We start from the raw sequence: 1,670 nt of genomic DNA, 5'->3' as shown, positions 1-1,670 counted from the left end.
TAGGGCTTGCTGAATAATCGATCGCACATCAAGAATAAGAGCGATCGATATCTTCAAGCCGAGTTAAATATAAGTTTTTTCTGTATCGATTCATCCCAATTATAATTGTAGATTATCTTCCACGCAAAAACAGGTGTTGTTTTTCCAAATAGACATAAAAACACACAAAAAACCCGGCGCCACCAGGTAGCAAGGTTCATTACCAAAAAAGTAATTGCAATAACCGTACCAGATGTATTATCGAGTTTAGCCATTACTCGATTCAGGCCGAATCTTCGTTTACCTTGTCCAAATTTGCCCTCTATCGCATTTCTAATTCTTTCATCATCTGCGGCTTGCTTCTTTTTTTCTTTACTGACGTTTGCTGGCGGTCTTCCTAAAGGAGGCCCACTGATTCTAATTCCTCTTTCTTTACACCAAGCTCGGTTCTCTCTTGTTCGATAAATTCGATCTGCATGAACTGACTCTGGATAGTATCCTGTGAATCTATAATAAGCTTCTACTTGGGCTTTTAAGTCTCCTGATTCGTTAAAATTATCCCAGCTCATCCTGTTTAAAAATACATATCCTTCAAAGCAACTGGCTGATAGTTTTGCTCCAAACTCTACGCTTTTTCCGGCTTTTCCTCTGACTATCGGACGGATGTGGGGTTGGCTTAAACTTACTATTCTATCCTCAATACTCTGTTTATTGTTGTCAAATAACCATTGCTGTTGGCGAGCTACTTCTGTGAGGACTAGCAAGGTTTTATATTGCTTTTTATTCAGACATCCTAGGGTCGCACCTGAATCGATTAACTGTTCAATATGAGCCTGGTTTCTTTTGATGTATTGAAGTTGTTTTTTAATTGCCTGTCTTCTTTTCTTGCGAGTGGGTCGTCTTTGTTTCGCTACTGCTAAGTAGTCTTTTCTTGCTAAATTACGGTAGGTTCTTGGTTTTTTATGGATTTTTTCTTTGATTTGTTTATACAGGATGTCTATGATTTTTTCTGTATGAACTCTGGCTCTGTTTAATAGTCCTAAGTCGGTCGGATAACTAATATCGGCTGGGGCACAGGTTGCATCTATGATTAATTTTCCGCGATTGGGTGACTCATTTTTTCCCTCCGAATCCTTTTTTTTTTCGGGAGGGACTGGCGTGATTTCTCGCATTTTTTCGACCATGCGTTCGTTCACTTTATTAATTAGGTTGGGACTAATTCTTTGGCGAAAGTGTACTAATAAAGATGGGTCAAATGCGAGTTCATTGCTGTAGCTTGATTGACCGATGAAGTATTGTAGATAGGGGTTTTCCCGGATCTGTTCTACTGTTTCGCGATCGCTAATTCCTAATTTTTCTTTAATAATTAATGCCCCCAATGCCATCCTAAACGATTTGGCTGGTGCACCATGCGCTGTGGGGAAATTGGCCGCATATTCTGATTCAAATTCAGACCACGGGATTATTTTGGCCATTTTTACCCAACGGTTGTCCGCTGACAATTTAGACCCGTTGGCTAGTTCAAAGTCTAAGGCTGGGAGGGGAGCAAGCTCAGCTTTTCTGTACACGATCGCAGGTGGTGATGCAGGGCTTTTGACCTATTCTACCTGTTTATCTTGCACTTTACTATTGAGCGCGCGATCAAATAACCCAGGCCACGTAACACGCGGGCGATATATTCAGCAAGCCCT

The 1,670-nt window shown here is 40.8% G+C and carries 1 protein-coding gene; it reads right to left on the bottom strand.

The annotated features are described in order from the left end of the window. Window positions 1-53 precede the first annotated feature (53 nt). The gene (locus tag QUA03_RS28830) at window positions 54-1,547 is read right to left on the bottom strand and encodes an IS5 family transposase (RefSeq protein WP_333217141.1); all 1,494 of its coding nucleotides are present in this window, start codon (window positions 1,545-1,547) and stop codon (window positions 54-56) included. Window positions 1,548-1,670: the final 123 nt, after the last annotated feature.

Source organism: Microcoleus sp. S36b_A4 (assembly GCF_036700645.1).
Lineage (GTDB): Bacteria > Cyanobacteriota > Cyanobacteriia > Cyanobacteriales > Microcoleaceae > Microcoleus.
Note: the sequence above shows the minus strand (reverse complement) of the source record. Positions and strands in the feature narration are given on the sequence as shown.